Raw genomic sequence first — 23,541 nt, 5'->3', positions numbered from 1 at the left:
ATTTAAACCCGCCCCCAATGCGCGGCGAATATAGCCGGGTCGCCTGAAAATTCAAGCGATTGCGAACTATTTTAAGCCCTTGGTCTCACTCAGACGAAGGTCATAAAGCCGGATGCCGAGCTTGCGGGCGCTGGCAGAGGCCTTGGGTGACGGCTTGAGCGAGGCTTCGAGATCGGGCTCCAGGCGGATGTTCAGGGATTTACCTTTGATCCAGCGACGTGGAATGACGATTTCATGGTCGGTGATCTGGGTCGTCAAATCGAGGTGGGTCAGCAGGCGGTCATTGACATAGACCTTGGTCTTATTGCCGCTCAGGAAGCTGAGCAGACTTAGCGACAGGCTGATGTCGTGGCGGGGCTGATCCATCAGCGGCAGGTTCAGTTCCGCCGGTTGACCGGCGCGGCTCCACACGCCTTTTGAGTCGGGCGACAGCCAGTTGTCCTCAAGGAAGCAGGAGCCGAGCGCATTCCAGGTGAAGTTATAGTCTTCGCCGTATTCTATGCCCGGCACTTGTGGGGTCTGTGGCAGCTTATCCAGCATTTTGACCGGCGGCAGGATGAATACGCCGTCCAGTTCGCGCAGGCGGTTTTGAGCCCCGGCCGGGGCCTGACACTTATTGAAGAAGACGTAGAGCGTATCGGGGTCGAGCTTGCCCTCAACGAAATTGGCGTGGGCGATGCGCTCAAGCTGGGTCTGGCGTGGGTGCGGGCGGGCGGCATACATGGTGTTGACCGGCACGGCGTGCGACACCGAGCGCCAGGTTAGCTCATAAAACAGGCGCTTATTGATATGGGCATTGGCGGGCTGAAACGACACCAGATCAGAATTGGTGATCAGGTCGTCCCACAGCTTTGACGGCACCTTTTGATAGACGGTGCGGTTGGCGGCCATGGCGGTTTCCGAATGAACCGATTTGGCGAAAGGGGCGATGTCGATGACCTGTATGACCAGGGCCAGCGGCAAGATAATCGCCACGGTTTTAAGCTTCGTGCGATAGACGGTCAGGATCGCCAGCAGCACCATGAAATAGGCCATCGGCCAGAACATCCGGCCGGACGCGCGCATGATACCGAGCACGCCGTCGAGGGCTTTGGGCGTCGGGTATTTGAACAGTTCGATATCGTAGAACTGTACCTTGCTCGACAAGGCGATGATGAACAAAACCACAAACGGCCCGATCAGCCACACCGATTTCGACAAGGTGTCGCGGATAGTGCGCGCCCCTTCGGAGCGGTAGTAAAGCACGATGGCCGCGACGATCAGGAACAAAAGCCCTGCGCCCATATACATAAAGCCTTCCATCGCCTGACCGGCATCCTGTGGGACCGAGACCAGACCGCCGAAGGTGAAATCCTTACGCGCTGGATTGAACAGGGCGTCAAGGCCCATCGAGTAAAATCCGTAGCCAAAGCTGCCCGCGCTCTGACCGGGCGCATAGGCGCCTGACAAGCCAAGGGTAATGATCGGCGCCAGCAGAGTCAGGATGGCTACGCCCACTGTGCGGGCGACCTGAACAAACTCACGCGCCATAAGCTGCGGCCAGACGCGCCGAAGTTGCTCACCCCCCCACAGGGCCAGCACCATGATCAGAATATAGGGGTGAATGAAGCCGGTCACGCCCAGCATGATCGCCCAGTGAATGGCCTTACGGCGGGGCTCCGTGATCTCGAAATAGATGTAAAACGCCCACAAAATCAGGAACTGCGCCACCAGCGTATCGTGCATGATGCGGTTGAACAGGGTCGGCACCAGCGTCAGCAGAATGGCGCCGACAAGGGCGGCCCAAAACGACGGGGCGTGACGCTCAAGCAGCCTATAGGCCAGACAAAAATGGGCGCAGATGCAGAACAGGAACCACGGCCCGATATACTGAAAATTGGCCGGCAAAAGCGGGGATATCAGCTTGAGCGGCAGGGCAAACAGCGGGTTCGAGTCGGTGTAGATGACGCTTAAACCCGTCGGGTGGGCCAACAAATTTTGATGGTTAAACCCGTCCGCGCCATACCGAAAGGCATGCCAGCCCAGCACATGCTGGCCCCAGTCTTTCTGGAACAGCCAGCTTACATTGGTCGGATCAAGCACCGCCGGATGGAAAAACCACAGGAAAATCAGGATAGGGGCGGCGACCAGTGCTATCTGTTTCGCCAGCTCTTTTTTGTCGCCCAACAGAGTGTCCACACGCTCAGACAGGTTCATGAAACCGAATATGCCTTTTAAATAATTAGGTGGACGCCCATACCAAACCTGACCGTCCGCGTGAAATCACATTTTGCAAGTGCGAAATGACGCATCTGCCGATCACGCGACCATACACGAAATCGTGAAGCCGGGGAAGGCGGTGTAAAAAAACCTCCTGCGATCCGGATCACAGGAGGTTTTAATTTTTGAACGGCAATAAGGGCTATGCGTATTCCTGAATGGAGCGCACATCGAGGTCTTCTTTGCGGCCGGATGCGATGGCGCGGGCAGCGGCGACGGCCCCTGAAGCGGTGGTGTAGTAGGGGATCTTCATCATTAGGGCCGTGCGGCGGATTGAGAACGAGTCGGCCAGAGATTGCTTACCCTCGGTGGTGTTAAACAGAAGCTGGATTTCACCGTTTTTCATGGCATCCAGAATGTTCGGGCGGCCTTCGAGCACCTTTTTGATGCGCTCAACCGCCACACCCTGTTCGGCCAGATAGTCGCAGGTGCCGCCAGTCGAGACGACCTTAAAGCCCTGAGCCAGCAGGGTTTTTACGGGCTCGATGATGGTCGGCTTATCCTGATCCTTGACGGAGACAAACACCGTGCCGCCGGTCGGCAGAACTGTACCGCCACCCAGTTGCGACTTGGCAAAGGCGCGCGAAAACGCGTCGATCATCTCTTCGCCGTCACGCACCCAATCAAGGCCCATGACTTCGCCGGTCGAGCGCATCTCTGGCCCAAGCACCGTATCGACATTGGCAAAGCGCGCGAACGGGAACACAGCTTCTTTGACCGCGACATGGCGATAATCGCGGGGCTTCAGGCCAAAACCCGACAGCGGCTTACCGGCCATGACCTTGGCGGCGATCCCAGCCAGAGGCTGACCCAGAGTTTTGGCGACAAACGGCACTGTCCGCGACGCGCGCGGGTTGACTTCGAGGACGTAGATCTTCGGGTCGGTATAAGGGTTTTCGATCGCAAACTGCACGTTCATCAGGCCACGCACCTTAAGCGCCTTGGCCAGTTCAACGGTTTGACGCTCTAACTCTTTGACGGTTTCGGGTTTCAATGAGAACGGCGGCAGCGAACAGGCCGAGTCGCCGGAATGGACGCCAGCTTCTTCGATATGTTCCATGATCCCGGCGACGAACACGGTCTCACCATCGGCGAGCGCATCGGCATCGACTTCGATGGCCGCCGACAGATACTGGTCGATCAGGACAGGCGATGAGCCGGACACCTTCACGGCCTCAGTGACATAGCGCGTCAGTTGCTCGTCGTCGCGGATAATTTCCATGGCACGTCCCCCCAGTACATAGGATGGGCGGATGACGATGGGGTAGCCGACCTGATGACAGGCTTTGAAGGCTTCTTCGGGGCTGCGGGCGATGGCGTTGATCGGCTGACGCAGGCCGATCTCGGTCAGCAATTGCTGGAAGCGTTCGCGGTCTTCGGCCAGATCAATCGCATCCGGCGTGGTACCGAGGATGGGGATGCCTTCGTCTTCGAGGGCTTGCGCCAGCTTGAGCGGCGTCTGGCCACCGAACTGCACAACCACACCGGCCAATTCGCCTTTGGACATTTCAACGCTGATCAGTTCCAGCACGTCTTCGGCGGTCAGCGGCTCGAAATAGAGGCGATCCGAGGTATCGTAGTCGGTCGATACGGTTTCGGGGTTGCAGTTGACCATGATGGCCTCAAGGTCGATGTCCTTAAAGGCAAAGGCGGCGTGGCAGCAGCAGTAATCGAACTCGATGCCCTGACCAATCCGGTTCGGCCCGCCGCCAAGGATGATCGCCTTCTTGCGATCGGTTGGGGCAGCTTCGCATTCGGGTACCTGACCTAAAGCGCCGGTTTCATAGGTCGAGTACATATAGGCGGTCGAGGACGCAAATTCGGCCGCGCAGGTGTCGATGCGCTTATAGACCGGGCGCACGCCTAAGCCGCGGCGGGCATTGCGCACTTCGGCTTCGGTTTGCTGCGTCAGGGTCGCCAGACGGGCATCGGAGAAGCCCAAACCTTTCAACAGGCGCATGGCGTGAGCATCGGCGGGCAAACCAAGCGCTGTGATTTTGGCTTCTTCGGCCACGATGGTTTCAATCTGACGCAGGAACCACGGCTCATAAGAACAGGCGGCGTTGATGTCTTCGACGCTCAACCCATGACGGAAGGCCTGAGCGATCACGCGCAGGCGATCCGGTGTCGGGCGGCCCAGTTCACGCACCACGGCTTCACGGATGGCATGGGGGCTTTCCGCTGTTTTGACACCCGGAATATCGACCTCATCAAAGCCCGACAGGCCGGTCTCTAAACCCCGCAGGGCCTTTTGCACCGACTCGGCAAAGGTGCGGCCAATGGCCATGACTTCACCGACCGACTTCATCGAGGTGCCGAGCAGGGGTTCTGAGCCCGGATATTTCTCAAACGCAAAGCGCGGGATCTTGGTGACCACATAGTCAATCGACGGCTCAAATGAGGCGGGTGTGACCTTGGTGATGTCGTTCGACAGCTCATCCAGCGTATAGCCGACCGCCAACTTGGCCGCGATCTTGGCAATCGGGAAACCTGTCGCCTTTGAGGCCAGTGCGGAGGAGCGCGATACGCGCGGGTTCATCTCGATCACGATCATGCGGCCATCGGCAGGATTAAGCGCGAACTGCACGTTCGATCCGCCGGTCTCCACCCCAATTTCGCGCAGGACGGCGATCGAGGCCGAACGCATGATCTGATACTCTTTGTCGGTCAGGGTCAGCGCCGGGGCGACGGTAATCGAGTCGCCCGTATGCACACCCATCGGATCGACGTTTTCGATCGAGCAGACGATGATGCAGTTGTCGGCTTTGTCGCGCACGACTTCCATCTCATACTCTTTCCAGCCGACGATGGATTCCTCAATAAGGACTTCGGTGGTGGGCGAAAGGTCAAGGCCGTTCAGGACAATCTCTTTGAACTCTTCCTGATTATAGGCAATGCCGCCGCCGGTACCCGCCAGCGTAAACGATGGGCGGATCACGGCGGGCAGACCGCCAATGGCCTCCAAACCGGCCACGGCCTCTTCCCAGGTGTGGGCGACGGCAGATTTGGCCGATTCGAGGCCGAGCTTATCCATGGCGTCGCGGAATTTCTGGCGGTCTTCGGCCTTATCGATCACTTCGGCCTTGGCGCCGATCATTTCGACATTGTATTTGGTAAGAACGCCCGAAGCGTCCAGTGCCAGCGCGCAGTTCAGCGCCGTTTGACCGCCCATGGTGGGCAGGAGCGCGTCCGGGCGCTCTTTGGCGATGATTTTTTCAACAAAATCAGGGGTGATCGGTTCGATATAGGTCGCATCGGCGATATTCGGATCGGTCATGATCGTCGCCGGATTGGAGTTCACCAGAATGATCCGGTAGCCTTCTTCGCGCAATGCCTTACAGGCCTGAACGCCGGAATAGTCAAACTCGCAGGCCTGACCAATGACGATCGGACCGGCGCCGATAATGAGGATGGCTTTAATATCGGTACGTTTGGGCATAGGTCTTCTGATACTTTCGTGCGCAAATAGCGGATGAGCGAAAACGCAAATCCGGTTACGGGCGGGCGACCATTTCAGGTCATTTTTGATGTAGGCTAAGCGGGTGCTTTAGAGCCTTGGGGGCCGTAAAGCAACCCTTTATGTTTGGTTAATCTTACTTAAGAACTCCCCTTCTTGGAGGGGGAGGTGGCTGCGCCATAAAGTGGCGCAGACGCAGTGGGTAAGCCGGTGGTTACCCCCACCTTCCGACCTGACGGCCTCCCTCCTCCCCTCCAAGAGGGGAGGTTCTGAAAATCACGCCACAACCGCCTTCGCGGCTTTCATATATCCAGCAAAGCGTTCAAACAGATACAGCGAATCGACCGGGCCGGGGGAGGCTTCGGGGTGGTGCTGTACCGAAAACACCGGCTTGTTTTCCAGCGCAATGCCGCAGTTGGTGTTGTCAAACAACGAAACGTGCGTTTCAACCACACCGGCGGGCAAGCTATCCCGATCAACCGCAAAGCCGTGGTTCATCGACACGATCTCAACCTTATTGGTGGTGATATCCTTGACCGGATGGTTGGCGCCGTGGTGGCCCTGATCCATCTTGACGGTCTTAGCCCCCAGCGCCAGCGCCAGCATCTGATGGCCCAGACAGATACCGAACACCGGCGTGCCAGACGCCACCAGCTTTTGAATTTCAGGCACTGCATAGGCACCCGTGGCCGCCGGATCACCGGGGCCGTTCGATAGCAATACGCCGTCGGGCTTGAGCGCCAGGATGTCTTCGGCCTTGGTTTGGGCCGGGACGATCTTCACCTTCGCGCCGATATCGACCAAGGCGCGCAGTATGTTTTGCTTTACGCCATAGTCAATGACCACGACATTATGCTCATGCTTTGTACCGTCGCTATAGCCTTCCGGCCAGACCCAAAGGTTCGTCGTGTAATCCGACGACTGCGCCGAAGTTGCCTTGATGGCCAGATCAAGGCCGACCAGACCGGCCCACTCGGCGGCCTGTTTCTGCAAGGCCGCGATATCGAACTTGCCTTCGGGATCGTGGGCGATGACGCCGTGCGGCATGCCGTGTTCGCGGATGCGCTTGGTGAGCGCGCGGGTATCAATGCCCGACAAAGCGACCACGCCGCGCGAGGTCAGCCAGTCGTTAAAGCTCATGGTCGAGCGCCAGTTGGCCGGCGGGGTCGGCGCGTCACGGAAGATCGCCCCCTTGGCGGCGCGGGTCGGGTCATTGCCCAATTGCTCAACATCGTCCGGGTTGACGCCGACATTGCCAACGTGCGGGAAGGTGAAAGCGACGATCTGATCCATGTAGGACGGATCGGTCAGGATTTCCTGATAACCAGTCATGGCGGTGTTGAAGCAGACTTCGCCGAGGGCTGAGCCCTTCGCACCGTGGCCATAGCCCTGATAGACGGTGCCGTCCGCCAGAACCAGAACCCCCGTAACACCATTAAGTAGCTCATCTTGGTTTCTTGGGGTCATGGGTTTTGGGACTCCGTCTTAATATAGCAGGGCTGCGGGTAAACGGCGGCACACATAGGGGCCATGGCGCGCGGGGTCAATGAATTTTGTTAATTAACGGTTCACGAACGCTTGCGGAATGTGAGCGGGCGTGTCGCGTCTTAACATTGACAGGCCAGAAGGGCTGACGATAAGTCTGACGTTGGTGTTTATCGGGGGGCTTAATGTTAAAACGCTTATTGGTCGTATTATGGGGGATTTCCGCCGTCATATGTCAGGCCGCGACGGTCTCACCGGATTGGGATGCCCAGCGTATTCGTAGCGCGCGCCCGGCGTCGGCATCGGCCATAGAGTTTTCCTATCAAAAAGAGGTCCGATTTAAAGACGGCACGGTGGAGACTGAAAACGGCAAGGTCACGCTGGCTTCGGACTTCGCATATATTGAAGCCGCAGGTGCGCGCCACCTCGATGACTTTGCCCTGTGCCGGACAATGAGCTGGCAGGCTTCGGGCACGGAGTTTAGCAACGATAGCTGCTTTGTCAGTCCGGCATTTCGTATTCTGGAACTGAAAAATCGGCGCTATTTGCAGTTGCTGCTTGATGCGGCCACCGGTGATAAAAAGTCGGCTCAGGAAACCAAGCTTGCCAGTTACTGGCCAGAACAGGAACTGGCTGTGGTAGACACCACATCGATCCCCCTGATGCGTAGTCAGACGGGGGATCAGGTTGTGTGGTCTGTTGGGCACGAAGCCGTTGCCCGCCTAAGCCTTGCCGGTGAGCCTTTTTCAGATGCTGAACGCAAAGCGTTAGCGCGCTATTTCGCCCGGCATATGGGTCTGCATCCGCAAATACTGAAGACGGTTTTAGAGGCAGGCCAAATTCCGCGTGAAATGGTTTTAGAAAGCAATCGTGCGAACCGAAGGGCCACTGAAACGATCCGGTTTTCAAATGTGCGGCGTTTGACTGCGCAATACCCGCTACCCGCCAATCTTAAATCCGCCATTGTCAGAATATCCGAAGGGAATAGCGTGTATGCATCCGGTTTGAAGTCATCTCTGAAAGCTATCGCTGGAAATGCTGAACCGCCGAAGCCGGGTTTCGATGAGGCTCTGGCTCAGATGCAATCGGCGGCGGCGGCGGATCAGATGGAACAGGCGCTGATGTGGTTCTTTCTGATCACCCAGCAATACACAGCCGAGTTGCAGCCCGGTTCAGATGGACTGGCTAAGATCAGAGCATTGGGGCCGGTGCTTACGAAAACGATTGACGGGCCAAAAACCGCGCCGTTCTGGCAGGCATCTAATCTGGCGGGATCCACGGAAGAAACCGAGGGGCGCGAGGCGGCGGCTAAATATCTGGCCGGAGCCAAGCATTTTGATGGCCTGACGTTTGGCACCTTCCGGTATGTCACCTTTGCCAACCTTGTCCTTACATCAAAGGATACGGATAAATGGGATAAGGCGATCCGCGCCTCCATGCCGCCGCTTACGGATTGTTACTGGACTCATATTGCGGCCTATCCCTTCGCCTCTAACGCCTTCAAGGATCTTGGTGATCACTACTACGGCCAATATGAAATGGATAAGGCATGGCAAGTCTGGGATTTGGGGCGTGCCATCGACCCGGATTGGACATCAGGTGCGATGGTCAGTGTCGGGCAGTATGAGACGCAACTTCGCGAGGTTGCACCAAACGACTTTTAGCCGCGCCTTGACTTGGCCGCAATTGAAGGGTAGTTACGGAGTTAACGATGATGTTCGGCAACTCTCTAAGCTCGTGATCGAGTGCCGAGCCCGTTTTCCCTTCTCTTACCGTTTAGACGCAAAAGCGCTTTGGCTTTGCGTTATTTATTATTTGGCCGCGCCGGTTTAGCTGTGCGAGGCTTTTAAGGACTATTATGCACACGACCTATACCTTCGCACACGCCCCGCGCAGTCACTATATGACGCGCCCCGTCCACAAATCGACCTCGACACGGATGCTTAAGGCCTGCGGTTTCAGCCGTCAGGAACTGCGGGCTATGGTTGCTGATATGGTCGGTTAAGCGGTAAGGCTCTCTAAGCCAAGCCTTGACGCTTCTTTGCGCAGTTTCTTCTGCATCGGCATGAACTGAGCCGCACCCGATCCATCGCAGTTATAGAGGATGGCCAGCGTCAGTTGGTCGTCATGATAGCTGCGCAAATGGCCGGTAAAGCCATTTATCCGCCCGCCGTGGGTGGCAAAGCGGCGATCATCCTCAAGTCCCAGCCCCAGACCAAAACCGTACTCCAGCGGCTCAGCGCCGCGCCGTTCAAACGCCGGCTGGCCATTTTTCAACAGGGCCGGGGTCATCATGGCGGTCACGCTGTCGGGCTTTAAGACCTTGCCGTTCATCAGGGCGTGGTGCCACAGGATCAGGTCTTCGGTGGTAGATCTGATCGCGCCCGCCCCAGCGATAAACGTCGCCGACAGGGGCTTATTTTCCACAAAACCGTGCGGGGCGCGGAACTCAGGGCGATAGCCGTTAGACCCGCTGGTGATGACCGTATCCACCGTATCAATCGACGACTGCGTCATGCCCGCCGGATGAAACAACCGCTCGGCGCAGAACTGCGCGAACGACATGCCCGATAGCTGCTCAACAATGATGCTCAGCAGGGTAAAGGCTGAGTTGGAATAGAGCCAGGCCGCTCCGGGTTGGGCGCGGTACAGCGGCTGACGGGCGCGGATGATCGACAGCAGTTCCATGCCGTTGAAATCACGGTCGCGGGCATTATCCAGCACCACATGGCTTTGGCCGTTGACATAATCCCCCATGCCGGAGGTGTGGCTCATCAACTGGGCCAGAGTGATCTTATCGGCCTTGGGGAAATCGGGCAGGAAACGCGCCAGCGGATCATGGACGCTCAGCTTGCCGTCTTCGGCCAGCGCCATGATGGCGGCGGCAGTGAATTGCTTGGTGATTGACGCAATACGGAAGGTGGTTTGCGGCGTGACCTCACGGCCCGCCTCGACATCAGCCAGGCCGAAACCTTTGGAAAACAGCACAACCCCCTGATGGGCGACCGTCAGCGACAGGCCGGGCGTCAGCTTATCGTCGATCATGGTCTGCGCGATTTTGGTCAGGCTCGGCCAGTCTTTGAGCGCCGCCCGTTTCAGTGTCGGCGCTTTGGGGGCCGGTTTCGGCGCAGGCTTAGCGGTAAGATATGGCACGGCCGCGCTGCCGCCCAGGGCCGCCAACGCCATCAGCACAGTGCCGCGACGGGTAAAGCTTTTGGGCGGGGTGCGGGGGTCAAACATCGGCGCGGTACTCTGAACCAAACAATGAAACGTCCTTAAGGGAAGGCATGGGCATCATGAGAATCTGGGAATTGGTTAAGCTTATCCTAATGAGGAAATGGTTTCCAAATGGTTTCACACCAAAAAGGCGAGTCATTAAGTTGTGAGGCTTTTACGGGGCAATTAAGACCAAACCATGATCCCAAAAGCGGATGAGGTACTGATCTTAAGGCTTATCAACCGGAAAACCGTTATGGTGACAGCGTTTACCGGCTTGCGCGATCCTTGAAAATCGTATCAATAAATTTTGAACGATCTATTTCCAACCTCAGATTTCATAAGTGATTTTCATGCGCCCGACCTTAAGCCAATTTCTCGATGCCTTGCCGGCAACTGTGCCCGCCAACCTGAAAGCGCTGGTGCTCGATATGGCCGCCGCCTGCCGCGATATTGGCCAGACGGTCAACAATAGCGCCATTACCGGCAAGCAGGGCGCACTGGCTCAGGAAAATGTGCAGGGCGAGGTGCAAAAGGAACTGGATGTCATCGCCAATGACATGATGCTGGAGCCTGCGCGCTGGCACGGACGGGTGGCGGCGGTGGCGTCTGAGGAAATGGATACCCTGCATCCGATTGCTGATGGCGGCGATTATTTGCTGGTGTTTGACCCGATCGACGGGTCGTCCAATCTGGATGTCAACGGCGTGGTCGGCACGATCTTTTCGATCCTCGCGGCGCCCAAAGGCCGGGCGGTGACCGAGGCCGATTTCCTGAAACCCGGTCATGAGCAGGTCGCCGCCGGTTACACGGCTTACGGCCCGCAAACGACCATGATGCTGACGCTGGGGGCGGGGACTTTTGCCTTTTCAATCGACCATGACCGCGGCGAATGGGTACTGATCCGCGATCAGGTCGCTATCCCGGAAGCCACCCGCGAATTTGCCATCAACATGTCCAATCACCGCCATTGGGAAGCGCCGGTGCGCCGCTATATTGATGAATGTGTGGCCGGTAAGGATGGCCCGCGCGGGGTTGATTTCAACATGCGCTGGCTGGCGTCCATGGTCGGTGATATTCACCGCATCCTGACGCGCGGCGGGGTGTTCATCTACCCGGTCGATAAGCGCGTCAGTGGTAAAAATGGCAAGCTGCGGCTGCTGTATGAATGTAACCCGATTGCGATGCTGATCGAGCAGGCGGGCGGGACGGCGACCGATGGTCATCAGCGTATTTTGGACATCGCACCGACCGCCTTGCATCAGCGTACAGGTGTTGTGCTGGGTTCAAAGGAAGAAGTCGCGCGGGTCACCCAGTATCACAATTAATCCTCTGTAAGCCCCATCAAAGCCATACTCCTCTATGAAATAGAGGTATGTATGGAGGTGAGCTTTGCGTGTTTTAAGTTTGCTGATGATGGCGGCATTAACAACCGGGCCTGTAGTGGCGCAAGGTCAGGACGACAATGGCAATGTCGCGCATGTCTTTGATCTGATTAATGCCGAACGCGAGGATCGCGGCTGTGATCCGCTGAACTTCGATCCGCGTTTAGCCAAGGCTGCCCAGCGCCATGCCGATGCAGAACTTCTTTGCCCACAAAGGCCCGGATGGCACCTCAGCGGGCCAGCGGGCGATATCCTCCGGCTATCGCTGGATCATGGTGGCGGAAAATATCGCTGCCGGTCACATGCGCCCTGACGATGTGGTCGAGGGCTGGATGAACAGCTCCGGCCACCGCGCTAATATTTTGAACTGCACTATGACCGACACCGGCATTGCCCTCAGCTATCAGCCCGATGACCGGCCCTTGCCGGGGCAAAGACAGGCCTACCGCTTGTACTGGGTGCAGGTCTTTGCCAAACCGGTTCGCTAGATCATTATGTAGTCACATAATGATCTAGCTTGTTTTTAGTCCCTAGCCGGGCGGTGGCTACGCCACCTTGGCCGCCGCCTCAGTGGCGGCCTGAGCGGAATGATTCCACGAGAAATTATTCCGCTCATGTTTAGCGCCGTTCGTCAGGCGTATCTTCCTTTTTGGAATCGAACGGGAAGGCGCCGTGCGGTGTATCGCTTTTGGGCTTGATCATCACCGACAACAACATGGTCACGGTCAGGATGGCAGCCGTGCCGCCCAGCGACCACTCGATCGGGATCTTGTAGATATCGATCAGCAGCATCTTGGTGCCGATAAACACCAGAACCAGCGCCAGACCGTAGGGCAGGAGGTGGAATTTCTCATGCAGGCCCGCCAGCAGGAAGTACATGGCGCGCAGGCCCAAGATCGCAAATACGTTCGAGGTTAGGACGATAAACGGGTCGGTGGTGATGGCAAAAATCGCCGGAATAGAATCAACCGCGAACACCACATCAATAATGCCGATCAGTATGACCACCACCAGCATAGGGGTCGCCATCCTCAACCCGTTCACCTTAGTGAAGAACTTTTCGCCGTCAAAATGGGGGGCGATGGTGAAATGTTTACGCACCCATTTCAGGGCCGGATTGGCCTCAAGGTCTGGCTCATCGCCCGCCGCCAGCCACATCTTGATGCCGGTGAACACCAGAAACGCACCGAACAGATACAGAATCCAGTGGAACTGCGCGATCAGCCAGGCCCCGACCAGAATCAGCGCCCCGCGTAACACCAGCGCCACCAGAATCCCGATCATCAGCGCACGTTTTTGATATTCCGCCGGCACAGCGAAATAGGTGAACAGCATCAGGAAGACGAAGATATTATCGACCGCCAGCGCCTTTTCGACCACATAGCCGGTCACGAACTCTAAAGCTTTGGTGTCGGCTAACTGTTTGGCGGCGGCATCGGTGCCGGTGCCGCCCATATACCACCACAAAAGACCCACAAATATAAAGCTGACCGCCACCCAGATCACCGACCATATGGTGGCTTCTTTCATGGAGACCTTATGGGCCCCCTGTTTGTTCATGGCGAAAAAGTCGATCAACAGAGCGACAACAACGAAGGCCGCAAACGCAGACCATAATAACGGCGTACCGACAGACATCATAATGGGTGCTCTCAAAAGGACAGACGGGTGGTGTGAACCAGTCCCGGTCTTGCCGTCCGCGCGTTGAAACTTAAGCGCGGTTACCGTGCCGGAAGTCCTGTGCAGGACTACGTGCTGACGACACGGCGGGAACCTGATACGCGGCTCCGGCTACTCCCCGAGGGATGCGGTTATTAATCAGAAAGGCCTCCGGTGTGTCAACGGGGCTGTGCACTCTTGCACAAAAAAGCCCTGCCGGTGAGGGCAGGGCTCTTGTTAGATCATGTTGATTATCAGCGCTTGAACTTTAGAGTGACAAAAGCACTCTGGCCGATGACGTCAAAGACGCCTGATTGCCAGCCTTCGTCACCGAAATAGGCGCCACCGGCTTCGGCGCCGGGGTAGCGCGGCGGCGGGGTATCAAAGACATTGCTGATACCGACACCGATGTTCACATTCGGCTTAAGCTGATAGTAGGCGTAGACGTCGCTATAGAACACCGGCTTAGTCTTATACGGGTGGTAGTTCTCAGGCGTGATAGTCGTGTTCATGCGCATGGGTGAATAGTGACGCAGGTTCCAGCTCAGCCACAGAGGGCCGTTGGCATAGGAGACGCGGGTCACGCCCTTCCATTCCGGGAAACCAAAGACACCCAGCGTATCGGTGACGTTCTGAGGGTTATCCGGATCGGGCGTGATCTTGTTCTCAAGCAGGCGCGTGTAAACCGAATTGACCGCCAGGCGGCCGCTCTTACTGCCCCAGCCCCAGGCCGACAGGTCGACAAAGTAGTCGAATTCCATATCGATGCCGCGGTTGGTGCGCTTCGCCAGGTTGATGTTCTGCTTAACAACGCCAATGAGGTTGTTGGTGCCCGCTTCACGTACAACCAGATCGCAATAGGGGTTGCCGTCCATCGGGTTGTCGATGCACTTGTTGATGATGGTTTGAGGCTCGATCGAAGCGATAACATCGCTCAGGTCAATGTCATAATAGTCCACCGACATGGTAAGGTTTTTCATGAAGCGCGGTTGCGCCACAAGGCCGACCGTCAAGGTCTTGGCCGTTTCGACCTTCAGATCAGGGTTGCCCTTTTTTTCGACATCCGTCCACAGCCAGTAGAAGTTGCTGTTGGTCGGGCTAAGCGCCGCGCAGTTGGCTTTTGTGTCCGCCGTGGTTTCGACGCGGTAGTTCATATAATAGTTGCAGGGGTCGTACAACCACTGGCCGCTTACCGATGAGGCGGTGAAAACCTCACTGATATTGGGCGCACGCACGGCCTTGCCATAGGTGGCGCGCAGACGCAAATCCCGTACCGGCGCGTATTGCAGGCCGTACTTATAGGAGGTCGTCTTGCCCGCCGTTGAGTAATCCGACGCCCGCATGGCCGCATCTACTGACAATTTATAAGCAAACGGCAGATCCGCCAGAATCGGGACACTCAGTTCCCCGAACGCTTCTTTGACATCAAACTCCCCGATCAGCGGATTTTGGACGACACCATAATCAGGCACATAGGCCGGATTGTTGGGGTCATATTCTGCCACCGCACCGATGTGGTTCTTTTCCTTACGATACTCAGCGCCGATCACCGCCTGCACCTCACCTGCCGGCAAAGTGAACAAACCACCCGTCGCGTAAGCGGAAAAGACTTGCTGCTCAAGGGAGGATTTGGATGCACTGGGGTTAAAGGTCATATAGTCTATGACATCCTGAGTGAGCGGTTTAAAGGGATTAAGCGCCACGCAGTTGGGGTCATCGTTTGACGTATCTGCGTCCGAATTGACCGAGCAGATCGGGGTGCCGCCCGGGCCGGATACGGCGTCGAGCGCCCGCATATAGCGCTCGTTGGAGACGCTATTGCGATCCTGAATGGTTTCCTCGGTTTTGCCGTAGGAATAGTAGCCCGACCAGGTCCAGTCATGGTCACGGAACAGGCCGGGCAGGTCGCCCTCAAAGCCGGTGACGACTTGAGAGAGGTCACGCTGATATTCGGTGCTGGATTTGCCCATTTCCGGGAACTGGCGGGCGAACGCGACATAGGGTAAGCTGCCGCCATTGGCCGCGATCATTTCACTGGTGATGAATGGGTTGCCTTCCCACAGCCAGTTGGAGGCACCTTCCCACCACATGCCGTATTCGCCACGGGACTTGTTGGTGGCGTAATCAAGCTCAAGGAAATAGCGCAGGTTCGGCGTCAGCTCATAGTTTACCGTGGCATGGGTGATAAAGCGGTCATTGGGGACGGACAGCATCCAGTTATCATAGCGCCCACCATATTCGCCGCCATCAGTTTCCAGATTGGCGATGGTTTCCGGCAAGCTCATATCATAGGTGTTTTTCAGTATGCCCGATGGCCCCAGAATAGGATCGCGTAATGTGCCGTCATCATTAAAGGTGTAGGGCTTGCCCCCCAGCAGCACCTGGGCGCGCGGCGAATATCCCAGATTGCGGCGACCGTCGATAATATAGTTATAGGCTGTAGCGCCCGACCCGATGCGACCCCACCACGGATTGCCGGTCGCCGTCCACGGGCGGTCCTGACCGCTGACGGTGCCATCAGATTTGCCGTAATAGCCAAACAGGGTGAAGTTGCCCTTGCCCTCGGCGAAGTTCTTACCGTACAGCAGATCGAAATCGTAGCTCGGCATATCGTTGCGGGCAGAGTTGCCGTAACGCACGTTACTGTCGATGCCCTCAAAATTCTTTCTCATAATGAAGTTGGCGACCCCGGCTACGGCATCGGCACCATAAAGGGCCGAGGCCCCGCCCGTGATGACTTCGACCCGCTCCACAAGGCTTGACGGAATCGTCGAGATATCCACCGCAGATGTGCCCGGCGCACCCGGAACATGGCGGCGGCCATTGACCAGAACGAGGGTGCGCTTGGTGCCTAAACCCCGCAGGTCGAGCGCGTTAAGGCCGGGATGGCCCTGATCCATCGAGTCCTTGTCGCGGTTATGGTTGCTGGTCTGATCACTCTGAGAAATGACAAGGGCGGGCAACTGATTGACCAGATCGGCGATCTGACGCGGCGAGGTTTTCTGAATTGTGTCGGCGCTGATGACTGAGGTTGGAGTGGCGCTTTAGGCACCGCGGTGACGGATGCGTGAGCCGGTGACAACTACCGTGCTGATATCCTCGTCTTCAGAGGTCTCGGTGGTGTCAGAAGTGGCGTCGCTGGCCCCTTTTGTTTCCTGAGCCACGACGGGCAGCGCAACGGCCAAAGCCAAGGTCACAGCCGTGCCCTGCATTAATTTTAAGAATAGTTTACTCGATTTCATACCTGATCCCCTACTGATTATGGCAAGGGGAGGTTAAATTGCATTATGGTATATTGACTGCCGTATACTATATTAAATCGTCACATTTTAGGTGTTATGTGACCGCACTGTCACAGTATTGAAGAAAAATCGTCAAATTGTCTGAGGAATAAAAAGCCCCGCCGGTTAGGGCAGGGCTTTTCAGTTAAATTTTTCAAATTTTAGAGGTAATATTTGGCCATTGAGGCCAGCGAGCGGGCCTTGATTTTTGAGGCATTGCCGGCGGTGCCAAATTCCACGAAGCGGTCATGACAGACCTTTTGCATCGCTTCCTTGGCAGGTTTCAAATAACCGCGCGGATCGAAGCCTTCGGGGTTTTCCATCAGATATTTGCGAACCACGCCGGTGATCGCCATGCGGCAGTCGGTGTCGATATTGATTTTACGAACGCCGATCTTGATGGCCTTTTGCAGTTCTTCGACCGGCACGCCGTAGGTTTGCGGCATCTTGCCACCATAGGCGTTGATCACGTCCTGAAGGTCCTGCGGCACCGATGATGAGCCGTGCATGACAAGGTGGGTATTGGGCAGGCGCTTATGGATTTCCTCAATCACGTTCATGGCCAGCACTTCGCCGTCCGGCTTGCGCGAAAACTTATAGGCGCCGTGGGAGGTGCCCATCGCGATAGCCAAAGCGTCAACGCCGGTCTGAGCGACGAAATCGACGGCCTGATCCGGGTCGGTCAAAAGCTGCGAGTGGTCGAGCACGCCTTCGGCGCCGTGACCATCTTCGGCCTCACCCATGCCGGTTTCAAGTGAACCCAAGACACCCAGTTCGCCCTCGACCGACACGCCGCAGGCATGGGCGAAGTCGACAACGGTCTTGGTGACATTGACGTTATATTCAAAATCAGCCGGGGTCTTGGCATCGGCCTTGAGCGAGCCGTCCATCATAACGGACGTAAACCCGTTCTGAATGGCGGTGGCGCAGGTTGCCGGTGAGTTACCGTGGTCCTGATGCATCACCAGTGGAATTTCCGGATAGATTTCAATCAGCGCCTCGATCATCTTGGACAGCATGATGTCGTGGGCGTAGTTGCGGGCCCCGCGGGAGGCCTGAATGATCACGGGTGATTCCGTGGCGCGGGCGGCATCAAGGACGGCCAGCCCTTGTTCCATATTATTGATATTAAAGGCTGGTACGCCGTAATTATTCTCGGCCGCGTGGTCGAGAAGCTGGCGTAAACTGATACGAGCCATGGAATTTTCCCTCTTTCATGCTTCGTGTTTACTCATGAACGCCGCGTCAAAATATGCCAGCGCGGCGAAGGTTATGGTCTTTAAGTTTTGGTCATGGCTGCCTGTTAACAGCCCTTTTTTTGTTATGGTATTGATCATTATAGACCTCAAAGGATCAAAAACTCAATCCTTTGAGGTGGTTAACTGTGTGATCCGCGCCTCAGCCGTTTAAAGCCGCAACACCGGGTAGTTCCTTGCCTTCCATCCATTCAAGAAACGCGCCACCGGCCGTTGAGACAAACGTCATGTCATCCACAACACCGGCGTGATTGAGGGCGGCAACCGTATCGCCGCCACCGGCGACAGCGGTCAGAAGCTTGGCCTTGGTTTGCGCTGCCGCAAAATGGGCGGCCTCTACGGTGGCTTTATCAAATGGTGGCAGTTCAAATACGCCCAAAGGGCCGTTCCAAATAAGGGTTTTAGATTTAGAAATAGCGTCTTTCAGAATATCCACGGTCTTCGCACCTGCGTCAAATATTTTATCGTCAGGGGTGAGCGCCTCATCAATCGAGATTTCGCGCGACGGGGCGTGGGCCTTGAACTCAGTCGCCACGACCACATCGACTGGCAGCAGGATCTCGCAGTGGTTTTCATCGGCCAGCTTCATGATTTCGCGCGCGGTGTCGGCCATGTCCTTTTCACAGAGCGATCCGCCAATATCGTAGCCGAGGGCGTAAAGGAAGGTGTTGGCCATGCCGCCGCCGATCGACAGGGTATCAAGGCGGGTGACGAGGTTTTTCAGCAAATCAAGCTTGGTTGAGACTTTTGAGCCGCCGACAATGCCGATGACCGGACGCACCGGTGTGCCGAGGGCGGCATCAAGTGCTTCAAGCTCACGGCGCATGGATTCGCCCGCATAGGCCGGGATCAGGTGGGCGACGCCTTCGGTCGAGGCGTGGGCGCGGTGGGCGGCGGAAAAGGCGTCATTGACATAGATGTCGCCCATAGCGGCCAATTGTGCGGCAAACTCAGGATCGTTTGTCTCTTCGCCAGCATGAAAGCGGACGTTTTCGAGCAGGATCACGCCGCCATTAGCCATATTGGTGATCAGGGCTTTGGTGGCGTCACCTACGCAGTCATCGCTGAACGATACGGGTGCTTCCAAAAGGTTCGACAGGGCGGGGGCCACGAAAGCCAGGCTCATTTCCGGCACGACCTTGCCCTTGGGGCGATCAAAGTGGGCCAGCAGGGCGACCTTCATGCCTTTGTTGGTCAGTTTCTGAATGGTCGGTAACGCGACGCGCAGGCGGGTGTCGTCGGTAATTGTGCCGCCATCGACGGGGACGTTGAAATCAACCCGTACAAGCGCGGTCTTACCGGCTACGTCTTTGAGGCTGTCTAGGGTTTTAAAAGGCATGAGGGCTCCTATGATGAGCAGAAATGATGATCGCTTAAAGCTCTCGTTGTAGTGCATCAAGAGCGGAGCTTAGTAATTTGGTACTTCATAAACAGGTGCATTAAAAATAGTCTTACTGTGGGCCTGCTCACTTAAAAAAATGAGCACGCATTCGTCCCGGTCATGAATGGTAAGTTTGCCATTAAAGCCTTCATCAACTTCACCGGCTCGGAGTATCACTTGCGCAGTGCCTATTTTTAATCTGATGATTTGCAAACCTGTTTCAGTGGTGGTGGGCCGCTCAATTTCATCAATGATTCCCAAAGGGAATTCGGGCATATGTCTCGTTCTGAAAAAGCCGCTTCCGAGATCGGAAATCAGATTTTTGGTTTCAGGTACGAGGTGGGGCCACAATTCCCAATCAACGTCGTTCTGGGCCGTGGTAAAATGAACAGTCTTGCCACTAAGCATTCGCATTTCCAAGACATTGGCTTGGATAAAATCAAAGTCGGGATGAATGAATAGGCCGTTATCATCGGGGCCGTAGAACGCCATTTCTTGCGCCCAGGCACTGAGGACGGTTTCTCCACTTATGGAGCTTAAAACGTCGCTTGGGTGAGCGGAGTTATTCATTTTCAGGTCTGCTGTAAAAGTGAAAAAGTTCCGAAGGGCCGCCCCAAGGAACTTTTTCTCCGTATCGGCAAGGGGGCACATGGGGGAAAACCGGTTTTCCCCCATGATACTAAAGGAATTTCCCAAAAGCCACGGCGGTATCGGCCATGCGGGTCGAGAAGCCCCATTCGTTGTCGTACCAGGTCAGGATGCGCACGAACTGACCGTCGATCACTTGCGTCTGGTTGAGCGCAAAGGTCGATGACGCCGGATTGTGGTTAAAGTCCGAAGACACCAGTGGCTCATCGGTATAGGCCAGAACGCCCTTCATCGGGCCGTCAGCGGCAGCGATGATGGCGGCATTGACTTCTTCCTTGGTGACCGGACGCGACGGCACGATTTTAAGGTCAACGACCGACACGTTAGGGGTCGGCACGCGGATTGAAGACCCGTCAAGCTTGCCCTTAAGGTGCGGCAGGACGAGGCCGACGGCCTTGGCAGCGCCGGTCGAGGTCGGGATCATGCTCAGGGCGGCTGCGCGGGCGCGGTACAGGTCCTTGTGCATGGTGTCGAGCGTCGGCTGGTCACCGGTGTAGGAGTGGATGGTGGTCATGTAGCCGCGCTCAATGCCGCACAGGTCGGATAAGACCTTGGCGACCGGCGACAGGCAGTTGGTGGTGCACGAGGCGTTGGAGATGACCACATCATCAGCGCTTAAGGTGTCGTGGTTGACGCCGTAAACGATGGTTTTGTCGGCATTGTCGCCAGGCGCGGAGATAATGACCTTCTTGGCACCGGCTTCGATATGGGCCAGAGCCTTGTCCTTGGACGTGAAGATACCGGTACATTCAAAGGCGATATCGACGTTCAGCGCTTTGTGAGGCAGTTCAGCCGGGTTCTTGATCGCCGTGACCTTAATGGGGGCATAGGTGCGGCCATTGGCGTTGATCACGATGCTATCACCTTCGACCTTGACCTCGGCCGGGAACTTACCGTGCACCGAATCGTAGCGCAGCAGGTGGGCATTGGTTTCCACCGGCCCCAGATCGTTGATCGCCACCACTTCGATGTCGGTGCGGTCATTCTCGATGATCGAGCGCAGAACCAGACGACCGATGCGGCCAAACCCGTTAATCGCAACACGTAACGCCATATTTAGCTTCCCTTATAGTAGATTTTGAAACCGTCCTGACGGGCGGAAGCGTAGATCAAATGCGGGTTTCGTTTTGGCCCAAAGCCCTGACAAGTCAAGACCTAATCGGCCCTGATGGCTATATGATAACGCTATCAATGGGTTTCAACCGGCGCGCTTGCGGCCTAAAGCCGCGGCAGGGTGAAGATGGCATCCAGACCGCTTAAGATGCCGCCTTCGTAGCGGTTTTCAAGGCGCAGGCTACCGTGCATGGACAGGCTTAAAGATTGCGCGACCGATAGCCCCAGACCTGCGCCGCCGGTATCGCGGTTGCGCGAGGTTTCCAGCCGGTAGAACGGCTCAAACACCGCCTCAAGCGCCTCAGTCGGCATGCCGGGGCCATGATCGCGGATCACGACCTCAGCCATGTTTTCACGCGCCCGCAGGATCACCTCACAACCGTCGCCGTACCGGCAGGCGTTTTCGATCAGATTGGTCACAATGCGCCGGATGGCCATATCATTACCCAGCACGGTGATGTTCTCATCAATGTCGCCGCAACTGACCTCGTGAATATCGGCATTGTCTTCGCACACAATCTCGATCAGGGACGACAGGTCAAGCCGGGTCAGGGTTTGCGCCATTTTCTCCGCGCTGGCGAACCCAAGTGCGGAATTGATCAGGCTGTCCATATGGGCGATGTCCTGATTGATCTTATCGCGCGCGGGTTCCGGCAAGGTCTCGATCCGCAGACGCAGACGCGCCAGCGGGGTTTTCAGATCATGGGCAATAGCGGCAATCAGGGCCGTGCGGGATTCTACTTGTTTCTTGAGCCTGACCTGCATGTCATTGAGCACTTCGGTGGCGGCGCGCACTTCCTTGGGGCCGCGGGCTTTCAGGGGGGCGGCATCTGCGTCAAAGCCCAGTGTGCGCGCGCCTTCGGCCAGAGCGCGGATCGGTCGCGTCAGGTGGCGTGACATGAAGAAGGCCAGCGGCGTGACCGCCAGCGCGGTCAGCAGAAATCCGATCAGCAGATTAACCTGCCACGGTTCAATGAACGGCCGGGGCGGGATCAGCACGCGCCAGGTGCCATCAGCCTGCTTCCACGCGGCGCGAAAGGCCGGAAACGTCACCTGAGTGTTCAGGCTTTCGGGCAGATCCTGAAAACGGAAATCGCGAACGATCATTCTGAGATTATCACGCGGGCCGTCTGCGCCTCTCTCTGGCGGCCCTTCCGGTCTGTTCTTTTGCGGCCCATCAGGACTTTGCGGCCTTTCCGGGCCGGACGCGATCCAGCGTTGCTGTCCCGGACGTCCGCTGAACGAACCGCGAGACGGGCGGCCATCGATAAACACATCCGCTTCGGGCACACCCAGGATTTTGGCCAAGCGCATTCTGACGAAGGCTTCAAACGGATGGGCAAGTTCAGGGTCTTGCCGGCGGGCAAATGCGGGCGGTTCGGACACCCTTTCGGTGCGCAGGGTGCGTCCGGTTTTAAGCTTTACCTGCCCGGTTTTAAGGGCGGATGCCGCTTCGGTCAGGGTATAGCCCTGCGGCGGTGGCGCCGGGGCCTTGAGCACAATCAGGGCGTTGATGGCCAGAGACAGGATTAGCACCGCCAGCGCCATACCCAGCACCTGCCAGAATATCGGCAGGTCCGGAAAAAAGCGTGAGGTTTTGCAGGGCGTTTCCGTGGGATCAGGCATGTAATTCCAGAATTATTTCAAAGGCCTGAACATATAGCCGATGCCGCGAATGGTGCGGATAATCTCATCCTGAGTGTCGTCACTCAGCTTACGACGCAGGCGGCTGATCTGCACATCGATGGCACGGTCAAAGCTTTCGGAATTAGGGCCGTGCAGGTAATCGAGGATCTGATCGCGGCTCAAGGCGCGGCCCGGCCGGTCAAGGAACACGCGCAACAACTCGAATTCGGCATTGCTAAGGGCGACCTGAACGCCGTCGGGGCGAAGCAGGATGCGTTTGATATTATCAAGCTGCCAGCCAAAGAAATGGGTGATGGGCGAGGCGCCGTCATTGCGCGGTCCTTGTTCGCCGCGGCGCAGTATGGCGCGCACCCGCGCCAGCAATTCGCGCGGGTGAAAAGGCTTGGCCAGATAATCATCGGCGCCCAGTTCAAGGCCCACGATCCGGTCTATCTCTTCGGCGCGGGCGCTGAGCATGATCACCGGCGGGCCCTTGCTCGCATTGAGGCGCTTGCAGATCGACAGGCCGTCTTCGCCCGGCATCATGAAGTCGAGCACGACCAGATCGATATCGCCGCGCATCAGCACACGATCCATCTCGCGCGCTCCGGACGCCGTATGAATTTCAAAACCATGCTGGCCCAGAAATTCCGAAATCAGGTCGCGCAGATCACGGTCATCATCGACGACCAGCAGGCGCGGCGTCTTGATCGACGGGGTGGCGGTAGAGGCGGATGCCGAAGCGGTCTGGGTCATGTGTTTGCCTTGGGTTCGC

At 56.8% G+C, this 23,541-nt stretch carries 16 protein-coding genes and 2 pseudogenes; 4 read left to right on the top strand and 14 right to left on the bottom strand.

Going from position 1 to position 23,541, the window contains the following annotated elements:
* Positions 1-66 precede the first annotated feature (66 nt).
* The 3 genes from OVA03_RS06850 to carA form a co-directional block, all read right to left on the bottom strand.
* Entirely contained in the window at positions 67-2,196 is a 2,130-nt protein-coding gene (locus OVA03_RS06850; protein ID WP_267527388.1) for a DUF6311 domain-containing protein, read from the bottom strand.
* Between the two features lie 205 nt (positions 2,197-2,401).
* Positions 2,402-5,698, bottom strand: a complete 3,297-nt coding sequence (carB, locus tag OVA03_RS06845; protein ID WP_267527387.1) for a carbamoyl-phosphate synthase large subunit — start codon at positions 5,696-5,698, stop codon at positions 2,402-2,404.
* Between the two features lie 294 nt (positions 5,699-5,992).
* Complete coding sequence (gene carA, locus OVA03_RS06840; RefSeq protein ID WP_267527386.1) at positions 5,993-7,183, bottom strand: glutamine-hydrolyzing carbamoyl-phosphate synthase small subunit; 1,191 nt, start codon at positions 7,181-7,183, stop codon at positions 5,993-5,995.
* 203 nt (positions 7,184-7,386) lie between these two features.
* Between carA and OVA03_RS06835 the strand changes: the two genes are divergently transcribed.
* Both OVA03_RS06835 and OVA03_RS06830 read left to right on the top strand, forming a co-directional pair.
* A complete protein-coding gene (locus tag OVA03_RS06835; protein WP_267527385.1) occupies positions 7,387-8,865 on the top strand; it encodes a hypothetical protein in 1,479 nt (492 codons plus the stop codon).
* A gap of 194 nt (positions 8,866-9,059) precedes the next feature.
* Entirely contained in the window at positions 9,060-9,206 is a 147-nt protein-coding gene (locus tag OVA03_RS06830) for a hypothetical protein (RefSeq protein ID WP_267527384.1), read from the top strand.
* Here the strand turns inward: OVA03_RS06830 and OVA03_RS06825 are convergent.
* Positions 9,203-10,441, bottom strand: coding sequence for a serine hydrolase domain-containing protein (locus OVA03_RS06825; RefSeq protein ID WP_267527383.1), 1,239 nt, complete (start codon positions 10,439-10,441; stop codon positions 9,203-9,205). The two genes, OVA03_RS06830 and OVA03_RS06825, sit on opposite strands and share 4 nt — an antisense overlap.
* 329 nt (positions 10,442-10,770) lie before the next feature.
* On the opposite strand from OVA03_RS06825, the gene OVA03_RS06820 reads away from it, so the two are divergent.
* Both OVA03_RS06820 and OVA03_RS06815 read left to right on the top strand, forming a co-directional pair.
* The gene (locus tag OVA03_RS06820) at positions 10,771-11,745 is read left to right on the top strand and encodes a class 1 fructose-bisphosphatase (RefSeq protein ID WP_267527382.1); all 975 of its coding nucleotides are present in this window, start codon (positions 10,771-10,773) and stop codon (positions 11,743-11,745) included.
* Positions 11,746-11,830: 85 nt separating this feature from the next.
* Positions 11,831-12,290, top strand: a pseudogene (locus OVA03_RS06815) (CAP domain-containing protein).
* A gap of 130 nt (positions 12,291-12,420) precedes the next feature.
* Here OVA03_RS06815 and OVA03_RS06810 read toward each other — a convergent pair.
* The 10 genes and pseudogenes from OVA03_RS06810 to OVA03_RS06765 all read right to left on the bottom strand — a co-directional run bounded on the left by OVA03_RS06810 (position 12,421) and on the right by OVA03_RS06765 (position 23,522).
* Positions 12,421-13,443, bottom strand: a complete 1,023-nt coding sequence (locus OVA03_RS06810) for a TerC family protein (protein ID WP_267527380.1) — start codon at positions 13,441-13,443, stop codon at positions 12,421-12,423.
* 272 nt (positions 13,444-13,715) lie between these two features.
* Positions 13,716-15,674: a TonB-dependent receptor domain-containing protein gene (locus tag OVA03_RS06805; protein ID WP_420710501.1), complete on the bottom strand. Its 1,959-nt coding sequence runs from the start codon at positions 15,672-15,674 to the stop codon at positions 13,716-13,718.
* A 483-nt stretch (positions 15,675-16,157) separates the two neighbouring features.
* A pseudogene (locus OVA03_RS06800) lies at positions 16,158-16,487 on the bottom strand (TonB-dependent receptor plug domain-containing protein); the annotation flags it as partial.
* 18 nt (positions 16,488-16,505) lie between these two features.
* A complete protein-coding gene (locus tag OVA03_RS06795) occupies positions 16,506-16,703 on the bottom strand; it encodes a hypothetical protein (protein ID WP_267527379.1) in 198 nt (65 codons plus the stop codon).
* Between the two features lie 200 nt (positions 16,704-16,903).
* The gene (fba, locus tag OVA03_RS06790) at positions 16,904-17,941 is read right to left on the bottom strand and encodes a class II fructose-bisphosphate aldolase (protein ID WP_267527378.1); all 1,038 of its coding nucleotides are present in this window, start codon (positions 17,939-17,941) and stop codon (positions 16,904-16,906) included.
* A gap of 199 nt (positions 17,942-18,140) precedes the next feature.
* Positions 18,141-19,337, bottom strand: coding sequence for a phosphoglycerate kinase (locus OVA03_RS06785; RefSeq protein WP_267527377.1), 1,197 nt, complete (start codon positions 19,335-19,337; stop codon positions 18,141-18,143).
* A 69-nt stretch (positions 19,338-19,406) separates the two neighbouring features.
* Entirely contained in the window at positions 19,407-20,030 is a 624-nt protein-coding gene (locus tag OVA03_RS06780; RefSeq protein WP_267527376.1) for a hypothetical protein, read from the bottom strand.
* Positions 20,031-20,058: 28 nt separating this feature from the next.
* On the bottom strand, positions 20,059-21,081 hold the full coding sequence (gene gap / locus OVA03_RS06775; protein WP_267527375.1) for a type I glyceraldehyde-3-phosphate dehydrogenase: 1,023 nt from the start codon (positions 21,079-21,081) through the stop codon (positions 20,059-20,061).
* A 164-nt stretch (positions 21,082-21,245) separates the two neighbouring features.
* The gene (locus OVA03_RS06770) at positions 21,246-22,766 is read right to left on the bottom strand and encodes a HAMP domain-containing sensor histidine kinase (protein WP_267527374.1); all 1,521 of its coding nucleotides are present in this window, start codon (positions 22,764-22,766) and stop codon (positions 21,246-21,248) included.
* A gap of 12 nt (positions 22,767-22,778) precedes the next feature.
* Entirely contained in the window at positions 22,779-23,522 is a 744-nt protein-coding gene (locus OVA03_RS06765; RefSeq protein ID WP_267527373.1) for a response regulator, read from the bottom strand.
* Positions 23,523-23,541 lie beyond the last annotated feature (19 nt).

The organism is Asticcacaulis sp. SL142 (genome assembly GCF_026625745.1).
GTDB lineage: Bacteria > Pseudomonadota > Alphaproteobacteria > Caulobacterales > Caulobacteraceae > Asticcacaulis.
Note: the sequence above shows the minus strand (reverse complement) of the source record. Positions and strands in the feature narration are given on the sequence as shown.

What these genes read in the sequence shown, in the direction of transcription:
- OVA03_RS06850 (WP_267527388.1), bottom strand. Translation starts at nt 2,196, where the DNA reads ATGAACCTGTCTGAGCGTGTGGACACTCTGTTGGGCGACAAAAAAGAG.
- carB (WP_267527387.1), bottom strand. Translation starts at nt 5,698, where the DNA reads ATGCCCAAACGTACCGATATTAAAGCCATCCTCATTATCGGCGCCGGT.
- carA (WP_267527386.1), bottom strand. Translation starts at nt 7,183, where the DNA reads ATGACCCCAAGAAACCAAGATGAGCTACTTAATGGTGTTACGGGGGTT.
- OVA03_RS06835 (WP_267527385.1), top strand. Translation starts at nt 7,387, where the DNA reads ATGTTAAAACGCTTATTGGTCGTATTATGGGGGATTTCCGCCGTCATA.
- OVA03_RS06830 (WP_267527384.1), top strand. Translation starts at nt 9,060, where the DNA reads ATGCACACGACCTATACCTTCGCACACGCCCCGCGCAGTCACTATATG.
- OVA03_RS06825 (WP_267527383.1), bottom strand. Translation starts at nt 10,441, where the DNA reads ATGTTTGACCCCCGCACCCCGCCCAAAAGCTTTACCCGTCGCGGCACT.
- OVA03_RS06820 (WP_267527382.1), top strand. Translation starts at nt 10,771, where the DNA reads ATGCGCCCGACCTTAAGCCAATTTCTCGATGCCTTGCCGGCAACTGTG.
- OVA03_RS06810 (WP_267527380.1), bottom strand. Translation starts at nt 13,443, where the DNA reads ATGATGTCTGTCGGTACGCCGTTATTATGGTCTGCGTTTGCGGCCTTC.
- OVA03_RS06805 (WP_420710501.1), bottom strand. Translation starts at nt 15,674, where the DNA reads ATGCTGTCCGTCCCCAATGACCGCTTTATCACCCATGCCACGGTAAAC.
- OVA03_RS06795 (WP_267527379.1), bottom strand. Translation starts at nt 16,703, where the DNA reads ATGAAATCGAGTAAACTATTCTTAAAATTAATGCAGGGCACGGCTGTG.
- fba (WP_267527378.1), bottom strand. Translation starts at nt 17,941, where the DNA reads ATGGCTCGTATCAGTTTACGCCAGCTTCTCGACCACGCGGCCGAGAAT.
- OVA03_RS06785 (WP_267527377.1), bottom strand. Translation starts at nt 19,337, where the DNA reads ATGCCTTTTAAAACCCTAGACAGCCTCAAAGACGTAGCCGGTAAGACC.
- OVA03_RS06780 (WP_267527376.1), bottom strand. Translation starts at nt 20,030, where the DNA reads ATGTGCCCCCTTGCCGATACGGAGAAAAAGTTCCTTGGGGCGGCCCTT.
- gap (WP_267527375.1), bottom strand. Translation starts at nt 21,081, where the DNA reads ATGGCGTTACGTGTTGCGATTAACGGGTTTGGCCGCATCGGTCGTCTG.
- OVA03_RS06770 (WP_267527374.1), bottom strand. Translation starts at nt 22,766, where the DNA reads ATGCCTGATCCCACGGAAACGCCCTGCAAAACCTCACGCTTTTTTCCG.
- OVA03_RS06765 (WP_267527373.1), bottom strand. Translation starts at nt 23,522, where the DNA reads ATGACCCAGACCGCTTCGGCATCCGCCTCTACCGCCACCCCGTCGATC.